The organism is Streptosporangium sp. NPDC049046 (genome assembly GCF_040649155.1).
GTDB lineage: Bacteria > Actinomycetota > Actinomycetes > Streptosporangiales > Streptosporangiaceae > Streptosporangium.
The window spans coordinates 309,052-324,895 of the sequence record NZ_JBEZEZ010000010.1; the positions used below are offsets into that span (position 1 = coordinate 309,052).

General features: G+C 64.2%; 15 protein-coding genes. 10 read left to right on the forward strand and 5 right to left on the reverse strand.

What is annotated here, in order from left to right; translation table 11 throughout:
- Positions 1 to 157: 157 nt before the first annotated feature.
- A complete protein-coding gene (locus tag AB0B96_RS17175; RefSeq protein ID WP_362899629.1) occupies positions 158 to 916 on the reverse strand; it encodes an SDR family oxidoreductase in 759 nt (252 codons plus the stop codon).
- Positions 917 to 1,197: 281 nt separating this feature from the next.
- Between AB0B96_RS17175 and AB0B96_RS17180 the strand changes: the two genes are divergently transcribed.
- Complete coding sequence (locus tag AB0B96_RS17180; RefSeq protein WP_362899631.1) at positions 1,198 to 2,337, forward strand: alpha/beta hydrolase; 1,140 nt, start codon at positions 1,198 to 1,200, stop codon at positions 2,335 to 2,337.
- A gap of 47 nt (positions 2,338 to 2,384) precedes the next feature.
- Here the strand turns inward: AB0B96_RS17180 and AB0B96_RS17185 are convergent, their stop codons facing one another.
- The gene (locus tag AB0B96_RS17185; RefSeq protein ID WP_362899633.1) at positions 2,385 to 3,407 is read right to left on the reverse strand and encodes a hypothetical protein; all 1,023 of its coding nucleotides are present in this window, start codon (positions 3,405 to 3,407) and stop codon (positions 2,385 to 2,387) included.
- A 126-nt stretch (positions 3,408 to 3,533) separates the two neighbouring features.
- Here AB0B96_RS17185 and AB0B96_RS17190 point away from each other — a divergent pair, with 126 nt between their 5' ends.
- The gene (locus AB0B96_RS17190) at positions 3,534 to 4,058 is read left to right on the forward strand and encodes a hypothetical protein (protein ID WP_362899635.1); all 525 of its coding nucleotides are present in this window, start codon (positions 3,534 to 3,536) and stop codon (positions 4,056 to 4,058) included.
- Between the two features lie 147 nt (positions 4,059 to 4,205).
- On the opposite strand, the gene AB0B96_RS17195 is transcribed toward AB0B96_RS17190, so the two are convergent.
- A complete protein-coding gene (locus AB0B96_RS17195; protein ID WP_362899637.1) occupies positions 4,206 to 6,200 on the reverse strand; it encodes a cellulase family glycosylhydrolase in 1,995 nt (664 codons plus the stop codon).
- Positions 6,201 to 6,325: 125 nt separating this feature from the next.
- Positions 6,326 to 6,469, reverse strand: coding sequence for a hypothetical protein (locus tag AB0B96_RS17200; protein WP_362899639.1), 144 nt, complete (start codon positions 6,467 to 6,469; stop codon positions 6,326 to 6,328).
- 574 nt (positions 6,470 to 7,043) lie between these two features.
- Between AB0B96_RS17200 and AB0B96_RS17205 the strand changes: the two genes are divergently transcribed.
- The 8 genes from AB0B96_RS17205 to AB0B96_RS17240 all read left to right on the forward strand — a co-directional run bounded on the left by AB0B96_RS17205 (position 7,044) and on the right by AB0B96_RS17240 (position 14,519).
- Positions 7,044 to 7,283, forward strand: coding sequence for a hypothetical protein (locus AB0B96_RS17205; protein ID WP_362899641.1), 240 nt, complete (start codon positions 7,044 to 7,046; stop codon positions 7,281 to 7,283).
- 123 nt (positions 7,284 to 7,406) lie between these two features.
- Positions 7,407 to 8,390 (forward strand): LacI family DNA-binding transcriptional regulator, encoded by a 984-nt coding sequence (locus AB0B96_RS17210; protein ID WP_362899643.1) that lies wholly within the window; start codon positions 7,407 to 7,409, stop codon positions 8,388 to 8,390.
- Between the two features lie 76 nt (positions 8,391 to 8,466).
- Positions 8,467 to 8,991, forward strand: coding sequence for a hypothetical protein (locus AB0B96_RS17215; protein ID WP_362899645.1), 525 nt, complete (start codon positions 8,467 to 8,469; stop codon positions 8,989 to 8,991).
- A 167-nt stretch (positions 8,992 to 9,158) separates the two neighbouring features.
- Positions 9,159 to 9,659, forward strand: a complete 501-nt coding sequence (locus AB0B96_RS17220) for a hypothetical protein (protein WP_362899647.1) — start codon at positions 9,159 to 9,161, stop codon at positions 9,657 to 9,659.
- Between the two features lie 278 nt (positions 9,660 to 9,937).
- A complete protein-coding gene (locus AB0B96_RS17225; protein WP_362899649.1) occupies positions 9,938 to 10,777 on the forward strand; it encodes a vWA domain-containing protein in 840 nt (279 codons plus the stop codon).
- A 2-nt stretch (positions 10,778 to 10,779) separates the two neighbouring features.
- Entirely contained in the window at positions 10,780 to 11,592 is an 813-nt protein-coding gene (locus AB0B96_RS17230) for a hypothetical protein (RefSeq protein ID WP_362899651.1), read from the forward strand.
- Between the two features lie 3 nt (positions 11,593 to 11,595).
- The gene (locus AB0B96_RS17235; RefSeq protein WP_362899653.1) at positions 11,596 to 13,725 is read left to right on the forward strand and encodes a hypothetical protein; all 2,130 of its coding nucleotides are present in this window, start codon (positions 11,596 to 11,598) and stop codon (positions 13,723 to 13,725) included.
- Positions 13,722 to 14,519 carry a hypothetical protein gene (locus AB0B96_RS17240; protein ID WP_362899655.1) on the forward strand — a complete coding sequence of 266 codons (798 nt, stop codon included), beginning with the start codon at positions 13,722 to 13,724 and terminating at the stop codon, positions 14,517 to 14,519. Before AB0B96_RS17235 ends, AB0B96_RS17240 begins: the two co-directional genes overlap by 4 nt.
- Here the strand turns inward: AB0B96_RS17240 and AB0B96_RS17245 are convergent.
- Positions 14,516 to 15,298, reverse strand: coding sequence for a hypothetical protein (locus AB0B96_RS17245; protein ID WP_362899657.1), 783 nt, complete (start codon positions 15,296 to 15,298; stop codon positions 14,516 to 14,518). The two genes, AB0B96_RS17240 and AB0B96_RS17245, sit on opposite strands and share 4 nt — an antisense overlap.
- Positions 15,299 to 15,844 lie beyond the last annotated feature (546 nt).

The following is a 15,844-nucleotide window of genomic DNA, read 5'->3' on the forward strand; positions in this document are numbered from 1 at the left end:
GTTTGGGGTCGCTCACCGACCCCCCCCACCCCCTGCATTCACTTCCCGTGCGGGTGGCCCCGCGTCCCGCGGGGCCACCGGCACGCTCGCCTGGCGGTGATCCCGCGTTCCGTGATCGTGCGGTGGCCGCGGGCCACAGCTCGACGCGGCCCGGTCGTCACAGGTTGTACCCGCCGGAGGTCTCGATGTCCTGTGCGGTGATCCAGCGGCTTTCCTCGCCGAGCAGCATCGCGATGGCCATGCCGACGTCGTCCGGCTCGCCGATCCGGCCGAGGGCGGTACGGGCGGCGATGCCGGGGATCAGCTCGGGGAAACGTGCGAACGCGTCGTCGCCGATGCGGGTGCGGGTGACGCCGGGCGAGACGGAGTTGACGCGGATGCCCCGCTTGCTGAACTCCTTGGCCATGTAGCGGGTGAGGACCACAAGACCGCCCTTCAGGCTCCCGTACGCCGAGTAGCCGGGCTCCAGGCCCAAGGATTGGGACGAGCTGCTCGTGGTGTTGACGATCGCGCCGCCGTCGACCATCAGCGGCAGCAGCGTCTGGGTCAGGAAGTACGGTCCTTTGAGGAGTACGCGCGTGAGCCGGTCGAAAATCTCCTCGGTGGTGTCCTCGAACAGGGCCATGTGGCCGGCCCCGGCGTTGTTGACCAGGAAGTCGAAGCTGTCTCGCTGCCAGGTGTCGCGCAGTGCCGCGATCACCGAGTCGCGGAAGGCCGGGAACGTCTCGGAGCGGCCGACATCGAGGGGGAGTGCGACGGCCTTACCGCCGTCCTTCTCGATCGTCGCGACCGTGTCCAGAGCTCCGGCTTCGTTGCCCTGATAGGTCAGGATGACGCCTGTCCCGCGCCGCGCGAGCTGGACGGCGGCGCTCTGCCCGATGCCCGAGCTGGCTCCGGTGATGATGGCGACGCGCATGATTGAACCATCCGTTTCGTTTCGTGGATTCGATAGCTGTAATAACAACAGCTCCACGTGCGCGGAGGTAGAAGAAAGCTCGCGACGCCTTGCACATTCCTACTGAATCTTCAGTTTGCTGGTCGTCGGCGACAAGGGCCCGAACAGTCACGGCCCCAACCCTGAAGATCAACCGTTCGGCCGAGGATGTTATGGACTCACGGTCGATGCCGGCGCCGATCCGGAACCGCAAGATCAACCCCATGGCACACGACAACCTCTGTCCAGCGCGAAGAAGCCCCGTGCTTCTGGCCGCCGTCGCGGGACTGCTCGCTCTCACGACCTCCATCGTCTGGGCGCCGGCCCCCGCCGCTGCCGCGGTACCCGGCACGCCGTATCTCCCGAAGCCGACCGGCCCTCACCGGGTCGGCACGACATCCCTGCACCTGACCGACACCTCCCGTCCCGACCCGTGGGTCCCCGCGGCCAAGGCCAGGGAGCTCATGGTCTCCCTGTGGTACCCGACGACAGCGCGTGCTGGACGGCGCGCGCCGTACGTCACCCCCAAGGAGTCGGAGCTGCTTTTGAAGGGCTCGGGGATAAAGGAGCTGGAGAACGTACCGTCAGAAGGGCTGAGCCGGACGCGCACGAACGCCTTCACCGACGCCGAACCGTCGGGACGCCGGGGCAGCCTGCCGCTCGTGGTGCTGTCGCCCGGCTTCACCTGGCCTCGCAGTTCGCTCACGGGTCTGGCCGAGGACCTGGCGAGCAGAGGGTATGTGGTGGCCGGCATTGACCACACCTACGAGAACTTCGCCACCACCTTCCCTGACGGGCGGGTCGCCACCTGCGCCGCCTGCGAGAACGTCAACGACGATGACTTCGGCCAAAAGGTGATCCGGAGCCGGACGATCGACATTCCCTTCGTACTCGACCAGTTGACCGGTCCGCGGCCCAGGTGGAAGGGCGGCGCCCTGATCAATCCGGCTCGGATCGCGATGGTGGGCCAGTCCATCGGAGGGGCCGCCGCCCCGGAGACCATGCTGAAGGATTCCCGGGTGCGCGCCGGGATCAACATGGACGGCAGCATGTTCCTCCCGATCCCCAAGAGCGGACTGGCGCGACCGTTCATGTTGATGGGCGCCCCCTCGGACGACAGCACCTGGAAACGTGACTGGGAGCACCTGACCGGCTGGAAACGCTGGCTGGTGGTGAAGGGGGCGCTGCACCCGTCCTTCACCGACTACGACATGCTGCTCCAGCAGCTCGGCGTGGACCTCGGCGGCGGCCTGAAGGGAACCCGCTCGATGGACATCACCCGCAGATACGTCGCCGCCTTCCTCGACCTGCACCTGCGCGGCAGGCCGCAATCCCTGCTGGGCAAGCCCTCCCCGCGCTACCCCGAGGTCCAATTCTGCGTGCCGTCGGCCAAGAAATGCTGATGTGAACGCCTGCGCTCCAGTTCAAGGGAGCCCACGGGTTCACCCGTTCAGAACGTGATGAATCCGTACAGCGCGAGATGGTTCGACTTCGTGCTGCCCACCGTGTGGCCGATGCTCGACGGTCGCACGGTGCCCTTGACGAACAGGTAGTCGATCTTCCTGGAGCCGGAGGTCGCCTTCGTGCCGTAACCGGTCATGCCGAAGCCGCCGAGCGTCGTCGGGGCGATGCCCGTGCGGTTGGCGTCGATCCCGATCACGCGGATCGTCGACGCGTTCATCAGGCTCGTGGCGTCCGCGCCGATATGGATGCCGGATTTCGCGATGCCCGCGGAGCCGGCGCCCGCGCAGGCGTTCGCCCCGTTCTCTTCCGGGAGGTGCATGGTCGCGGCGAACACCGGTGTTCCCGTCGCCTTGACGGTGAACTTCGCGGCGATGGCGCTCGTGCGCTTCCACTTGTGCTCGTTGGCGCTGCTCGCGTCGTTGCTCGGCGGTTTGTACAGCGTGCAGCCGGCCCCGTCGCGGTAGGACGTTCCCGGCTTCAGCCAGCCCGCGCTCCAGTATTTCGAGATGTCGCCCGACGCGAGGCTCAACGTTCTGGTGTTGTAGAGGATCCCGTTGGTCTGCTTCTTCTTCAGGTCGCCGAGCGATTGCTGACTGCACTTGTGCGTGCCGCCCCACTCCTCGGGGTCGTCCCAGGCCACGATCGCCCTGTAGGTGCCTGCCGGATAGCCGAATTTGGCCGAGAGCTGATCGGCGTACGCGGTGGCCTGCCCGGTGCCGCGCACCTGCTGCACGATCAGGAGGTCGGGTGCTTGCACGCCCGAGGTGCCGGTTCGGCCGTTGTCGTCGACCAGCATCGAGGTGAGGTGGTCCGGACCCGAGACCCGGGTGCACGAGCCGTCGGCGTTGTTCCTGACCAGGTTCTCGATGTTGTTGTTGTAGACCCGTAGGACGCGATCCGCCGAGGTCGTGGGCGCTTCGTGCGCCCGCGCGGCCGAGGGGGCGGCCGTGGTGAGTGCGACGGCCGCCGTCAGCGCTGCCGCGCCAATAGATCGATGATCGAATGGCATTGCCGCAGACTACCGATTCTCCCGGGGCGGACAAGGTGAACGCGACAGATAACGGACGATGGTCTCGTCCCGTGTGAACTCCTCCCAGAACGATCTCTCAAGGTGTCGCGACGGTACGGTGTGCCGATGGGGGACATTTACGAACTCGTGCTGTCGGTGAACATTCGCGCTGACGTGGCCGACGACGAGCTCGCCGAGCTGCGGTGGCACGTGGGGCAGGGGCCGCGGCCCGAGCGCCTGCCGATCGGCTCTGACCGATACGTGGAGACCTATCCGCTCGGTGATCCCGACGACCCCGACTGCGAGTGGGAGGACGCGGAGGTGGAGCCGGTGTTCGCGCGGCGAGGCGCCGCCTGGCGGGTAGGAGGCGCGCTCGTCGCCGATCTGGTCGCGCGAGAGCGGCCTGACGGCTGGGCGCTGACGGTACGCCAAGAACTCCACCCCGACGACTTCTACCGGCTCCGGACACTGCTGGACTGGCTCGGCGGGTGCTCGGTCGGCGCACCTGTCGACGGTGTCGAATCCTTCGTCGGCTACCTGCGTTTTCACGAGAGCACCGAGATCGCGCCACTCGTTCTCGTGGACGGGCGGATTCGCGTGCCGGAGGACGTCGAATCGCATACCCCGCACTGGGAGGACGCCACGCTGTGACCGGTCCCGTACCGCAGGTCGGCCGCGATGACGGATCAGGTCTCGATGCTCTGGGAGAGTGAATTCGAACAGGTACCGGTACCGGTGGAAATCTCAGGTCGAAAACAGGTACCGATACCTGTTCCATCCGCTGTCAGGGAGCCACTGTCAGGTGGTGGCGCCGGTCACGGTGCTTCCGGACTTGGTGATGTAGTACGTGAGCTGCTTTCCACTCCAGAAGTGGAAGGTCAGGGTGATCCGGCCGTCGTTGACCTCGGCGAAGAACTCGGGCTTCAAGATGATGCTGTTCGCGTTGTAGTCGGGCTGGAAGTTCTGCCAGAACTCCTTGTAGGTGGTCCAGTTGGCCGGTCCGGCGGGGCTGCCGTCGGCGTACTTGGCCTCCATCGTGGCGAGCTGGTCTCCGCGGAACTGGGTGGGAATGGTGAACGAGCTGGTCGTGCCACTCGCGGCGGACTGGGTCGGTGTGTCGGAGCTGATGATGCTGATCGACCATGGGGTGCCCTGGGAGAACCGGGCCTCGATGGTGGAGTTCACGCCGTAGGCGCGGTTTCCGGCCAGCCTGGTGAGGGCTGAGGCGGTGAGGGTGAGTGTGTTGCCGGAGACGGTGTAGTCGGCGCCCTGGGCGAGGTTGGTGCCGCCCTGCCGCAGGCCCTGGAAGGTGGTGCCGTTGGGGTTGAGCGTGAGCGTCCGGCTGGTGATCGTGCCGGTCCGTGGCAGGTACACCTGATCGGAGGATGCCGTCCCCGAGCGTGTGGTCCAGCTCGCCTTGAACATCTCGTAGACGCCCTGGTCGCGCCACTTCAGTTCGTTGCGGTTCAGGAACTGGCCCGCGTCCCAGACCATGGTGGTGAGGTTCCGGATCCGGGCGTGATATCCGACCGCCTCCAGATACTTCAGGAACTCGCCCCGCTCGATGATGCCGGGCCTGGTGTGATCCCAGCTGAGGAGTGCCCACTCTCCGATGATCACGGGGATTCCGCGGGAGACGAACGTGGTCCGTACCCGGTCGAAGGTACCGACGAGGTCCTGTTCGACATTGCTGTCATATCGGGTGCCGCCCGCGATGTTGACGCTGAACGGCCACCAGCCGTAGAAGTGGACCGTCGCGGCCAGGTTGGGATCACGCAGTGCGGTGATGGTGGCGTTCAACGCGTCCAGCCGAGCCTGCTCGCCGCTGGTGTGCAGGGTGGGCAGCACGAGAAGCCGGGTGGCGTTGCCCCCGCCCGACTGCCGCACGAGGTGAACGAACTCCGTGTTGAAGGTGTTCGTCACCTGGTCACCCTGATCGTCTCCGGACGTGCCCGCGAACTGCGGCTCGTTGATGCTCTCGAACACCAGCTTCGGCGAGTGGTTGCGGAAGGTGCCGGAGATCTGCCGCCACAGGGCCTTGTACCGGTTCATCACGGTTGTGGAGTCGGCCGGGTAGCCGTTGATCCACTGCCATGAGTCGTGGTGGAGATTGATCATCACGTAGAAGTCCTCGGCCAGCGACCAGTCGACGATCTGGCGGACGCGGTTCAGCCAGGCGGTGTCGATGGTGTAGTCCGGTGCGGGGCCGTGGTGGTTGCTCCAGGTGATCGGCAGCCGGATGCTCTTGTACCCCTGGGACCGTACGTGCCGGAGCAGGGTCTGGGTCGTCAGCGGATTGCCCCAGGCGGTCTCGTCGGGAATCGCGTCGAGGGTGTTGCCCAGGTTCCACCCGGGTTGCATCGCGGCCACGGTGGCCATCGCGTCCCCCGGCTGCGGGGTCGGCGAGGGGGAAGGCGTCGGCGAAGGGGTCGGGCTGGGAGACGGTCCGACGTTTCCCGAGCATGTGACGCCGTTGAGGGTGAACGTGGCGGGCGCGGTGTTGCTGCCGGACCATGAACCGTTGAAGCCGAAGGAGACCGAGGCGTTGGTCGCCACGATCCCGTTGTAGTTCATGTTCGCGGCGGTTGTCTGCGCCCCGGACGAGGTGACCGTCGCGTTCCACGCCTGGGTGACCTGCTGTCCCGATGGGAACGTCCAGGCGAGCCGCCAGGTGTTGACCGGGTCGCCGAGGTTGGTGACGTTCACGTTGGCGGTGAACCCGCCTTGCCATTGGGACGAGACCGTGTACTCCACGCGGCATCCGGTGGCGGCCTGGGCGTTGAAAGCCGTCATCGTGCTGACTGTCAATAACGCGATCAGGGTGGCGAGGGCGGCGCCGATCCGTGAGCGGGCTCTTCGTAACCTGTGCGGTTTCACGGTTGTCCTCCTTCGGGCGCGTCGACCTTTGACGGCGCCGATCAGCACTCCTTGATGAAGTGGTGTTGGACGAACGGGTAGGCGGCGATCGGCGCGACGGTGAGGACGCCGACAGCCGTCTCGCTCGCCTCGGTGGGCGGTGTGGCGGTGTCGGCGGAAGTGCCGGAGTCGAGGGCGGCCACCATGCGCGCTCCATCCGGTTGCTGAGAAAGTTTCTGTCACATAGGCCGGAAACATTAAATAAGGGGGTGGAGTGGTGCTGTCCATCCCCTGACGACATGCTCGATGAAAGGCTCGGATCGGACATGGCGGGTCCTTTCCTGATAAGGAAGGCAAAGAGGCAGGCCAAGAGCCATGTATGCTCCGTCGCGAGGGTCGCCCACGGCGACGAGAGGGCGAGAGATGAAGAAAGTTTCTGGCTACGGTTCCTGAATGTTTCAGGCCGACGATCATTCGATGAGGAGCGGGAGCGGAAATACGAAATCCTGTGGCGGAGCTCTGGACCAACGGCACGTTCGTCAACTCGGTGATCTCCGGTACGCACCCGGATCCGAGCATCCGCAGGGTCGGCGACGACTACTTCCTGGCCTGTTCCAGCCTCGAGTACTTCCCCGGGGGCCGATCCTCCACGCCGGGATCCGGTGCACTGGGCACAGGTCGGCTCGCTTCGCACCGTCGCGGCCATCCGTCACACAGCCCCTGGGCCGGTCCGGCTTCGAATCGACATCCTCGCCCCCCCGGCCCGAGGAGCGGCATCCCGTGAAAGAACCCGATAGGCTCCGTTTCGGTATCGAAGACGCGGACGGTGGGGTCGACGTGCTGGCCGAACTCGACGGCAGATACCCGTCGACGGAGGTCGCAGGCGGTTTCACCGGGCGTGTGACAGGTCTCTACGCCGCGGCGGACACCGTCCGGTGCGACTGGTTCGACGACGAGTCGCTCGACGAGGACGCACGGCGCCGTTCAAGCGAAACCCGACGGGTTGTCCTCGCGCCGTGAACAGGCCCGCGACGGCTCACCGGGCGAGAACGAAACGCGAAGAAGGGGGCCACGTTGTCGTACGTCGAGGCGGGCGGCCCGGTCTCCGACGGAGAGCACCCCGCAGGCGACCCTACGCGTCCCGTGACCATTTCCTACATCGCGGAGACCGCCGGAGTGTCCGTTCCGACGGTCTCCAAGGTCATCAATGGCCGTGCCGGCGTTTCCGCCGACACCCGTGCCCGAGTAGAGGCGCTGATCAGCGAGTACGGCTATCGAAAGACCAACCGTAAGAACATGATGGAGCTCGTCTTCGGCGAGCTCCAGGACATGTGGGGTCTGGAGATCATCCGAGGAGTCGAGCGGGTGGCCCGTGAGCACCGAGTGGGTGTCGTGCTGACGGAGTTCGGCCCTCGCCAGGATTCCACGGAACACCCGATCGACGAGACCCTGGCCCGCCGTCCGGCATGCGTCGTGACGGTGGCCCAGCTGTCGGAGGAACAGCGGAACCAGTTGCGGGCCAAGGACATTCCGTTTGTGGTCTTCGACCCCACCACCGAACTACCGGACGGCGTCCCTTTCGTCGGAGCGACCAACTGGGCCGGCGGACGGTCGGCCACCCGGCATCTCATCGAGCTTGGCCACAGGCGCATCGCGATGATCGCAGGCCCGGACCGCATCCTGTGCTGCCGCGCCAGGCTCGACGGCTACCGCTCCGCCCTGGAGACGGCGGGTCTGTCGATGGACGACAGTCTCGTCGTGCGTACCGAACTCACGAGAGAGGACGGCCGTGAGGCCGCGATCAGGCTGTTGGGAGGCCGGGAGCGGCCGACGGCGATCTTCGCCTGCAACGACCTTCAGGCACTCGGGGTCTACCAGGCTGCTCGCGAGCTGGAACTGCGGATTCCCGGAGACCTGAGCGTGGTCGGCTTCGACGATCTGCCGGTCGCCGCGTTCGTCGACCCTCCGCTGACCACCGTCCACCAGCCACTGACCGAGATGGCCGTTACGGCCACCGAACTGGCGCTCGCTCTTGGCCGCGGCGAGGAAACGCAGCAGGTCGGCCTCGAACTGGCGACCACGCTGACGATCCGGGAGAGCACCGCCCCGCCGCACCAAGGTGACTGACCAGCCGGGATGGTCTCGTCCCGCGTGAATTCCCACAGAACGATCCCGCAGGGTGTCGCGACGGTACGGTGTGCCGATGGGGGACGTCTACGAAATCGTGCTGTCGGTGAACATTCGTGCTGAGGTGACCGACGACGAACTCGCCGAACTGCGGTGGCAGGTGGGGCAGGGGCCACGCCCTGAGCGGCTGCCGATCGGCTCCGACCGATATGGGGAGACCTATCCGCTCGGTGATCCCGACGATCCCGATTGCGAGTGGGAGGACGCGGAGGTGGAGCCGGTGTTCGCGCGGCGAGGTGCCGCCTGGCGAGTAGGGGGTGCGCTCGTCGCCGATCTGGTCGCACGAGAGCGATCGGACGGCTGGGCGCTGACGGCGCGCCAGGAACTCCACCCCGACGACTTCTACCGGCTCCGGACACTACTGGACTGGCTGGGCCGGTGCTCGGCAGACGCACCCGCCGACGGTGTCGAATCCTTCGTCGGCTACCTGCGCTTCCACGAGAGCACCGAGATCGCGCCACTCGTTCTCGTGAACGGACGGATTCGCGTGCCGGAGGACGTCGAATCGCATACCCCGCACTGGGAGGACGCCACGCCGTGACCGGTCCGGCCCACGTCGTGCCGGAGGAGACGGATGATCGCGACGCCGGGCCGCACGTCGGGTGGGACGGCTGTCCCGGGCGGAAAACCCGTTGGCCGGCTGTCACGGACGACCCTAGGCTGCCGGTGACGATCACAGTGCAAGAAGCCCTCCGGAGGACGCGCCCGTTGGCCATGTTCGTGCACCTCACCGCAGCCGACAACATCCGCTCGGTACGGCGGGCCGGGATCCGCGCGCTCAGCCGCGACTCCGCGGGACAGCCGGGAGTGTTCTGCCTGCCGGTTCTACCCTCCTACCAGCTCACCCACCAGTGGGGACGGGAACTACGACGCGGCGGACGGCGCAACGTGGTCGCCGTGGACTTCCGCCTCCCCGACGACGAACCGGTCCGTGTCGGTCACTACGGAAGAGAGCACGTCGAGCTGACCGGTGCCGAGGCGGCCGCTCTGATCGCCCGGCACGAGGACGCCCGAGGCTACGAGGTCTTCGTACCCCGCCCGATCGACGCCGGGGAGATCCACCGGGTGCGGGGCGTCAACCGGGTCACCGGCTGGCGCTACATGCCTGAGGCCCACGGTCGGTTCCCCTGCCCGTGCCCGGTGTGCCTGCAGCCGGGGCAGTACGGAAGCGCGAGGATTCGCCAGAAGGCCGAGAGCCGCGGCTATTGACCTCGGGACATCGCGGTCGGTCACGTCCCAGCGCGGCCTTCACGGCGAGTACGGCCAAGGTGATGCAAAGGAGGCCTTGCCGACCGACCGGCTGATCAGATGCTCGGGACCATAGCGGGAGTGGATCTCCATGAGCCGGTCAAGGATCTCAAATAGTTGATTTTCTCATCAAGTCGGGACAATTCGCGGTGCGGCTTATATCGATCATGGACATGCAACGTTCCAACCCTTAGGATCGCAAAGCTCACGCAAACGGCCGTAGGAAAGGGGGATGGCCCATGCCTTACTTGGCGGAGATCAGCCGGTCGAATCCGACCTGTCTAATCTTCCTCGTTGATCAATCGGCTTCCATGAGTGATCCCATTGGTGGGGAAGCGCCTGGCAGTAAGGCCTCTGCGGTATCCGATGCGATCAATCGGTTGCTCACCGAGCTTTCCGTGAAATGCGCTAAAGAAGAGGGCGTCCGCGACTACTTTTACGTCGCCGTTGTGGGTTACGGTCACAACAGCGTCGGCTCGGCCTATGGCGGGGCACTGGCTGGTCGCGATCTCGTGCCGCTGAGCCAGATCGCGGAGAATCCGGCGCGCGTGGAGCAGCGCTCGAAGAAGGTCCCTGATGGTGCGGGCGGGCTGGTCGAGACCGCAGTTACCTTCCCTGTCTGGATGGATCCAGTGAGTAACGGTGGGACGCCGATGCGGCAGGCCATCGAGTACGCGCACCGTCTTACGGACAAATGGCTCTCTGAGCATCCCGCGTGTTTCCCGCCCATCATTCTCAATCTCACTGATGGCGAGGCCAACGACGGTGACCCGACAGTTGCCGCCGCCGCTATTCAGTCTTTGGCCAGCGCCGATGGCCCCGTGTTGCTGTTTAACTTGCATGTGTCGGATGCGGGAGGGTCGTCGGTGACCTTCCCAGACTCCGATACGGGCCTGCCTGACCCCTACGCCCGTACATTGTTTGGAATGTCTAGTCTGCTTCCCTCGCACATGCGTTCGTACGCCGCGCAGGAAGGCTTCGTTGTCAGCGACGGCACGCGAGGCTTCGTCTACAACGCCGACATCACTGCCGTGGTGCAGTTCCTCGACATCGGCACGCGCGCGTCCGACCTGCGGTGACGATGCGAGCCAGCATCTCCTCCCACCACCTGCACAAGGAAGGCAGCTTAGAGGAGGAGTACGAGGACGCCTTCGCGATCACAGCCGACGTGCGAGTGTTAGAGGACGTCGCGGCGGACGGGCTCGGAATCGCTATTTCCGACGGTGCCTCGGAGAGCATTCTCGCCGGACGCTGGGCGCGATTGTTAGTGCGGCATTTCACGGCAGCCATTCCAGGTGTCCTCAGCACTCGTGATGCATTTGCGCATCACGCTGTGCTGGCCACGGAGCAATGGGGGCTCTCTGTCGATGAATACGTCGCGGAACGAGAGGCGGATGGGCGTCCAATCCAGTGGTACGAGCAGCCCAAGATGGATCGCGGCGCTTTTGCGACCCTTCTGGTCGTAGGCCTGGCGGTTACACAGCAAGAAGACGGAGGCTCACTGGCGACATGGGTGGCCGCTGGAATAGGCGACTGTGCTCTTTTTCACGTTCGTGACAACCGGCTCCTCACATCGTTTCCCATGCTTGATTCCGCTGACTTCACCAGCAGTCCGGCCTTGCTCAACAGTAAGAGTCGCGACCGCGATCTCATCGCCGACCGGATGAAGACGCACGTGGGCATCCTTCGCCAGAAGGACAACCTCTATGTTTGCACTGACGCGGTCGCCGCATGGTTTCTCGGGCAGGCGGAGCGCCAGGGGCGTCCATGGGAGACCTTCGCGAACTTGGACACCGCCGGTGGCCAGACTTTCGCTGACCTCGTAGACGAAGAGCGGATGGGCGGCCGGATGCGTAACGACGATTCCACTCTGATCCATGTGACTGTGTGGTGACCGATGACCGCTGTCATACGCTTCCCGAGTGGCGGCGAGTATGTCGATGCCCTGCAGAATCCCCATCTCTGCTTCCGCGACCCTGAGCTGCAGACGGCGCACCCGCAGACCGATTCCCTTGGTCGGCCTAAGGCGATCTCCGGAAACTTCGCCAGTGTGTTCTCAGTGACCACGGCGACGGGCAAGAAGTATGCCATTAAGTGTTTCACCAGGAACATCCCAGATCAGGAGAAGAGATACCGGGCGGTCAGCGACCATCTACGAGCACTACCGCACCACTGGAAAATTGGCTTCGACTACCAGTCCACAGGAATCATGGTGGCTGGACGGTGGCACCCTCTCCTCCGAATGGAATGGGTGGAGGCTGTCGGCCTGATCCGCTGGATCGAAGAGCATCTCGGTGACCACGCCGCACTGTTCACCCTAGCTCGTCGTTTTGCTGAACTGGCTAATGACCTAGCCAGGGCCGGTATCGCCCATGGCGACCTTCAGCACGGCAACCTGCTCGTTACCCCTGATGGTTCCTTGAAACTCGTGGACTACGACGGCATGTACGTGCCTGCTCTCATGGGTATGACCGCCACTGAGCAGGGCCATCGTCACTACCAGTCCCCGAGCCGAGTCCATGCGGGACTCGGGCCCGACCTGGACCGTTTCTCCAACTGGCTGATTTATTTATCTCTGGTCGCCATCTCCGTGGACGCGACACTCTGGCACACCTTGCACGAGCCGGGCGGCGAACATCTTCTACTCATGGAAGCCGACTTCGCCGATGTCTCAACATCCACCAGGATGGCGACGCTGATCCGGCATCATGTCGCCGACGTCAGCCGGTTGGCCGCGCAGGTCGCCGATCTCTCCACTCGGCCACTGTCAGCGATACCGGACCTGGTCCCACTCCCTGAGATCTTCGTCCCGGCCTCAAGCAAGCATGCGCCCGCTCAGACAGGGTTGCCAAAGTGGATGGCCGGCCACGTGACCCAGGAGACGCCGTCATCGCCACCGGTTCCCTTACCGCTTGGTGATCACCGCCAACTAGTGCGGTTGGCCCGCCTCACCATGCTTGGGCTGGGCATCACGACCACTCTGTCAGTCGTGATGGTTACCGCAACAGGCTTGGCAGCGAGCATGACAGCGGTGCTCGGGTTCGCTCTCGTGCTTCTGTCCAGCCGGATCCTTTATGCCTTTCTGCCGGCGCACAGAGTTCGTAAGGCGATCGCGGACCGGCACCAGCAGGCGCACCGACGAACCAAGCTGGCAGCCAAGGAGACGGCGAACCTTGAGAAGGAACGCGACCGGTGCCAGATGGACAACGTGCGACAGACGCAGGCCAGTTCCAAAGAGGTCCAGGATCTGCGGCAACGCCAGCGTTATGAACTCGACGCGTTCGACCGGACGACGACGGAGGGGGTGAGTCCATTCGACGCGCGCATTCTGTCGATGTCGTCCAAAAAGAAAGGCGAGATCAACGAGGCACTGGCACTTCTGCAGCAGAAGTATGTAGACGACTATCTCAAGCGTCTCGTTCTTGGGGCTGGCCATATCACCGGCATCGGTGAGGGCAGTGTGGCCAGCCTTCGGGCTCACGGAATCACGACACCCGCTGATTTCACGGATGTCGTGTACACGGCCGGTGGTTACGGTCAACGGCCTGAGGTGCGCATCGTGCTCACCAACGGCCGATCCGTCCACGTGCACGGCGTGGGCGAGACCCGAGCCGTCGCGTTGCGCGAATGGCGCAACGCACATCTCGCTCGTGCCCTGCGGCAGCCTGGCCTGCCTACTGCTCTACCACAGAGCATGCTTCAGCAGATCGAGGCGAAGTATGCAGCCGAGCGGCAGCGTGTCGAGGCTCAGCGCGACGCTATCCGGAGAGACAGGGCGTCCCGTCGCTTTGCCCTCACCCAGAAGCAGGCCCAGGAGATAAAGCAACTGACTGACAAACACGATCTGCGAGTCCAGAGCGCGACGCTTGTGGTGCAGGACATCAACCGGCGTATCTCGGAAGAGCGGGTAAGGAACCAGGCGCTCATCCGGGAAGAGCACGACCTGATTAAGGAATTGCAGGCGTACCGACATGTCTCGTACGGACGTTTTCTACGCAAGGTCCTGCTTGGCACGGTGAGCGAGTGAGCAGGACTTTTCCAGCAGCTCCGGCGGACGATATCGCCTTGCGGCTGCGGCAGGCCGCCGCCCGCTGGCGATGGTGGCCCGTCGCGCTACTGGCCACCGAGGTGGTCTCGCTCGCCCTCATGGAGCAAGGCCTACTCGTCAACGCCGTTGGGCTGTCAGCGACCCTGATGATCGGGTTGCTCGACCGTCGCGGTGCCAAGGTTAACGTCCACTACGACCCTCAGGGCATCTCGCCCGCGTTCCACGAGATCGTCAACGCTATGAGAGGTCTCCAGCGAGCGCAGCGCCTGTGGTTTGTTGCTCACGAGCAGGCTGTTACGAACGATCACCAACGCAAGACCAATGCCGGTGCCTCTCAACTTTTCCGGCGCAAGGCCGCTCACTCTGATCTGGTCGGCCCGAAGACGCTCGTTGTGGACATTCCCGTACCGACGGTACGGGTGAAGGGTTTCAGGTTACATCTCTTCCCCGACGTGGTGCTGCTGCATGGCGGTGGTCAGATTCTCAGTCTGCCGTATCCGGCGTTGCGCGTCGCTTTCGCGTGCACGCGAACGGTGGAGAATGAGCAAGTGCCGTCCGACACGCGAATCATCGGCAGCACGTGGCTTTACGTCAACAAAAATGGCGGGCCGGACAGGCGTTTCAAAGATAACCGCGAGCTACCCATTGTCGAGTACGGCCGTCTCACCGTTACTGGACCGGATATCGACATTGACATTGTTTGGCAGTGCTCGAATGTCGAAGCGTTACGAGCGTTTTTTGCAGCTCTACGTGGGGCGGGAATGCGAGCTTAGCGCGGGCAGGCCGCGGTGGACCACATGCCAATTTTGATGGCCTTTGCGTGTTTCTCTCGCTTGACGAAATCCTTTAGTCTTTGACTCGTTAGATCAGTCCGCGCCACTCGGGCGCTGCCGTAGGTAATAGCGTGCTCATTCATCAATGAACCCATATGGTCCCAAATGAACACCGTCGAAGGGTTTTTTTCTGTGAGCCAAACGCGTGCACCGGGAGAGAGAACGGCTCTCAGTGATGCCGTGGACTCGATCGCGTAGCATTCCTGTCTTTTGGGTGCGCGAACGCCGGCTAGTCGAACCGTCCGAACTTTGCTGGTTTCCCGAAACCGCACGCGTATGGTATCTCCTCTGAGAACACGGATCACAGCGGCGCTTTGGGCCTCATTTGAAATTCCCGGGGGCGGCGTGATCGCCTGCGGTGTCAGGTTCTGCGTAGCTGTCGGTGCCGAGGGCGGGAATGCCTGCTGAGGCGAGCTTTCCTGGCTGGCCATCGCCATCGCCATCGTTGCCGCGAGAGTAACGGGAAGCGCTGCAACCGCGCAGAAGCGGAGCGCTCGCTGCCCTGTTCCCTGGCCTGGCTCCCCAGAATAAAGGGTCCGGAGGAAAGAGCCACCGCCGTTCGCGGAGATCATCAGTACGAGCAGAAATTCGATCCACAGCGCTTCGGCGCCCCAAGCTAACCCGGATTCGGAGATGGCTCCCAGATGCAGCTTGCGGGCCATCGAGGTGAACAACATGTGGGGCCAGATCGCGAAAAGCACGACCAGCCCGATGACCATGACGCCCGCGCAGCCATCGCCTGCGCTGCGCGAACTCACACCGGCGCTTACCCGGAATGGTCCGACGCCTACGCTTCCGCCAATTCCCATATCAGAGCGAATAGTACTCCGTCGCGGGCTCACGTGCACTGCCGAATCGGCTATCTGATGACCGGGAAGGTCTGCATGATGATCGAACAGAATGCTGTGCGGCAGCCGATGCGCCAACACTGTCTTAGGGATCACTCTCCGCCGACTCGTACCCGCCATCTGAGCAGGGCGAGATCCCGCTGACGAAGCGGCTGCCCGTATCTATATTTCAGAGGACACTCGGATCGATCTGTCTGTCCCGGCTTCGGATTTCGGTTCATATAGGAAGATCCTTGACGCCTCCGTTCTCAGAGATCATGCCCGAGAGGAAGGGGGTCAGGTGCCGGGGCGGTTTGCCCAGGAGCACAGCCCGCTCGTTCTCAGTGAGCTGATTCCAACCTGGTGTCGCAGGTCGTGAGCTTGCTGTGGGTTGCTGGGTTCGGCCCTGACGTAGAGAAGCCCCTGGTATAAGGGTTG

Coding starts and splice junctions, on each gene's coding strand:
- AB0B96_RS17175 (WP_362899629.1), bottom strand. CDS start 916: ATGCGCGTCGCCATCATCACCGGAGCCAGCTCGGGCATCGGGCAGAGC.
- AB0B96_RS17185 (WP_362899633.1), bottom strand. CDS start 3,407: ATGCCATTCGATCATCGATCTATTGGCGCGGCAGCGCTGACGGCGGCC.
- AB0B96_RS17190 (WP_362899635.1), top strand. CDS start 3,534: ATGGGGGACATTTACGAACTCGTGCTGTCGGTGAACATTCGCGCTGAC.
- AB0B96_RS17195 (WP_362899637.1), bottom strand. CDS start 6,200: ATGACGGCTTTCAACGCCCAGGCCGCCACCGGATGCCGCGTGGAGTAC.
- AB0B96_RS17200 (WP_362899639.1), bottom strand. CDS start 6,469: ATGGTGGCCGCCCTCGACTCCGGCACTTCCGCCGACACCGCCACACCG.
- AB0B96_RS17215 (WP_362899645.1), top strand. CDS start 8,467: ATGGGGGACGTCTACGAAATCGTGCTGTCGGTGAACATTCGTGCTGAG.
- AB0B96_RS17225 (WP_362899649.1), top strand. CDS start 9,938: ATGCCTTACTTGGCGGAGATCAGCCGGTCGAATCCGACCTGTCTAATC.
- AB0B96_RS17230 (WP_362899651.1), top strand. CDS start 10,780: ATGCGAGCCAGCATCTCCTCCCACCACCTGCACAAGGAAGGCAGCTTA.
- AB0B96_RS17235 (WP_362899653.1), top strand. CDS start 11,596: ATGACCGCTGTCATACGCTTCCCGAGTGGCGGCGAGTATGTCGATGCC.
- AB0B96_RS17245 (WP_362899657.1), bottom strand. CDS start 15,298: ATGGTCATCGGGCTGGTCGTGCTTTTCGCGATCTGGCCCCACATGTTG.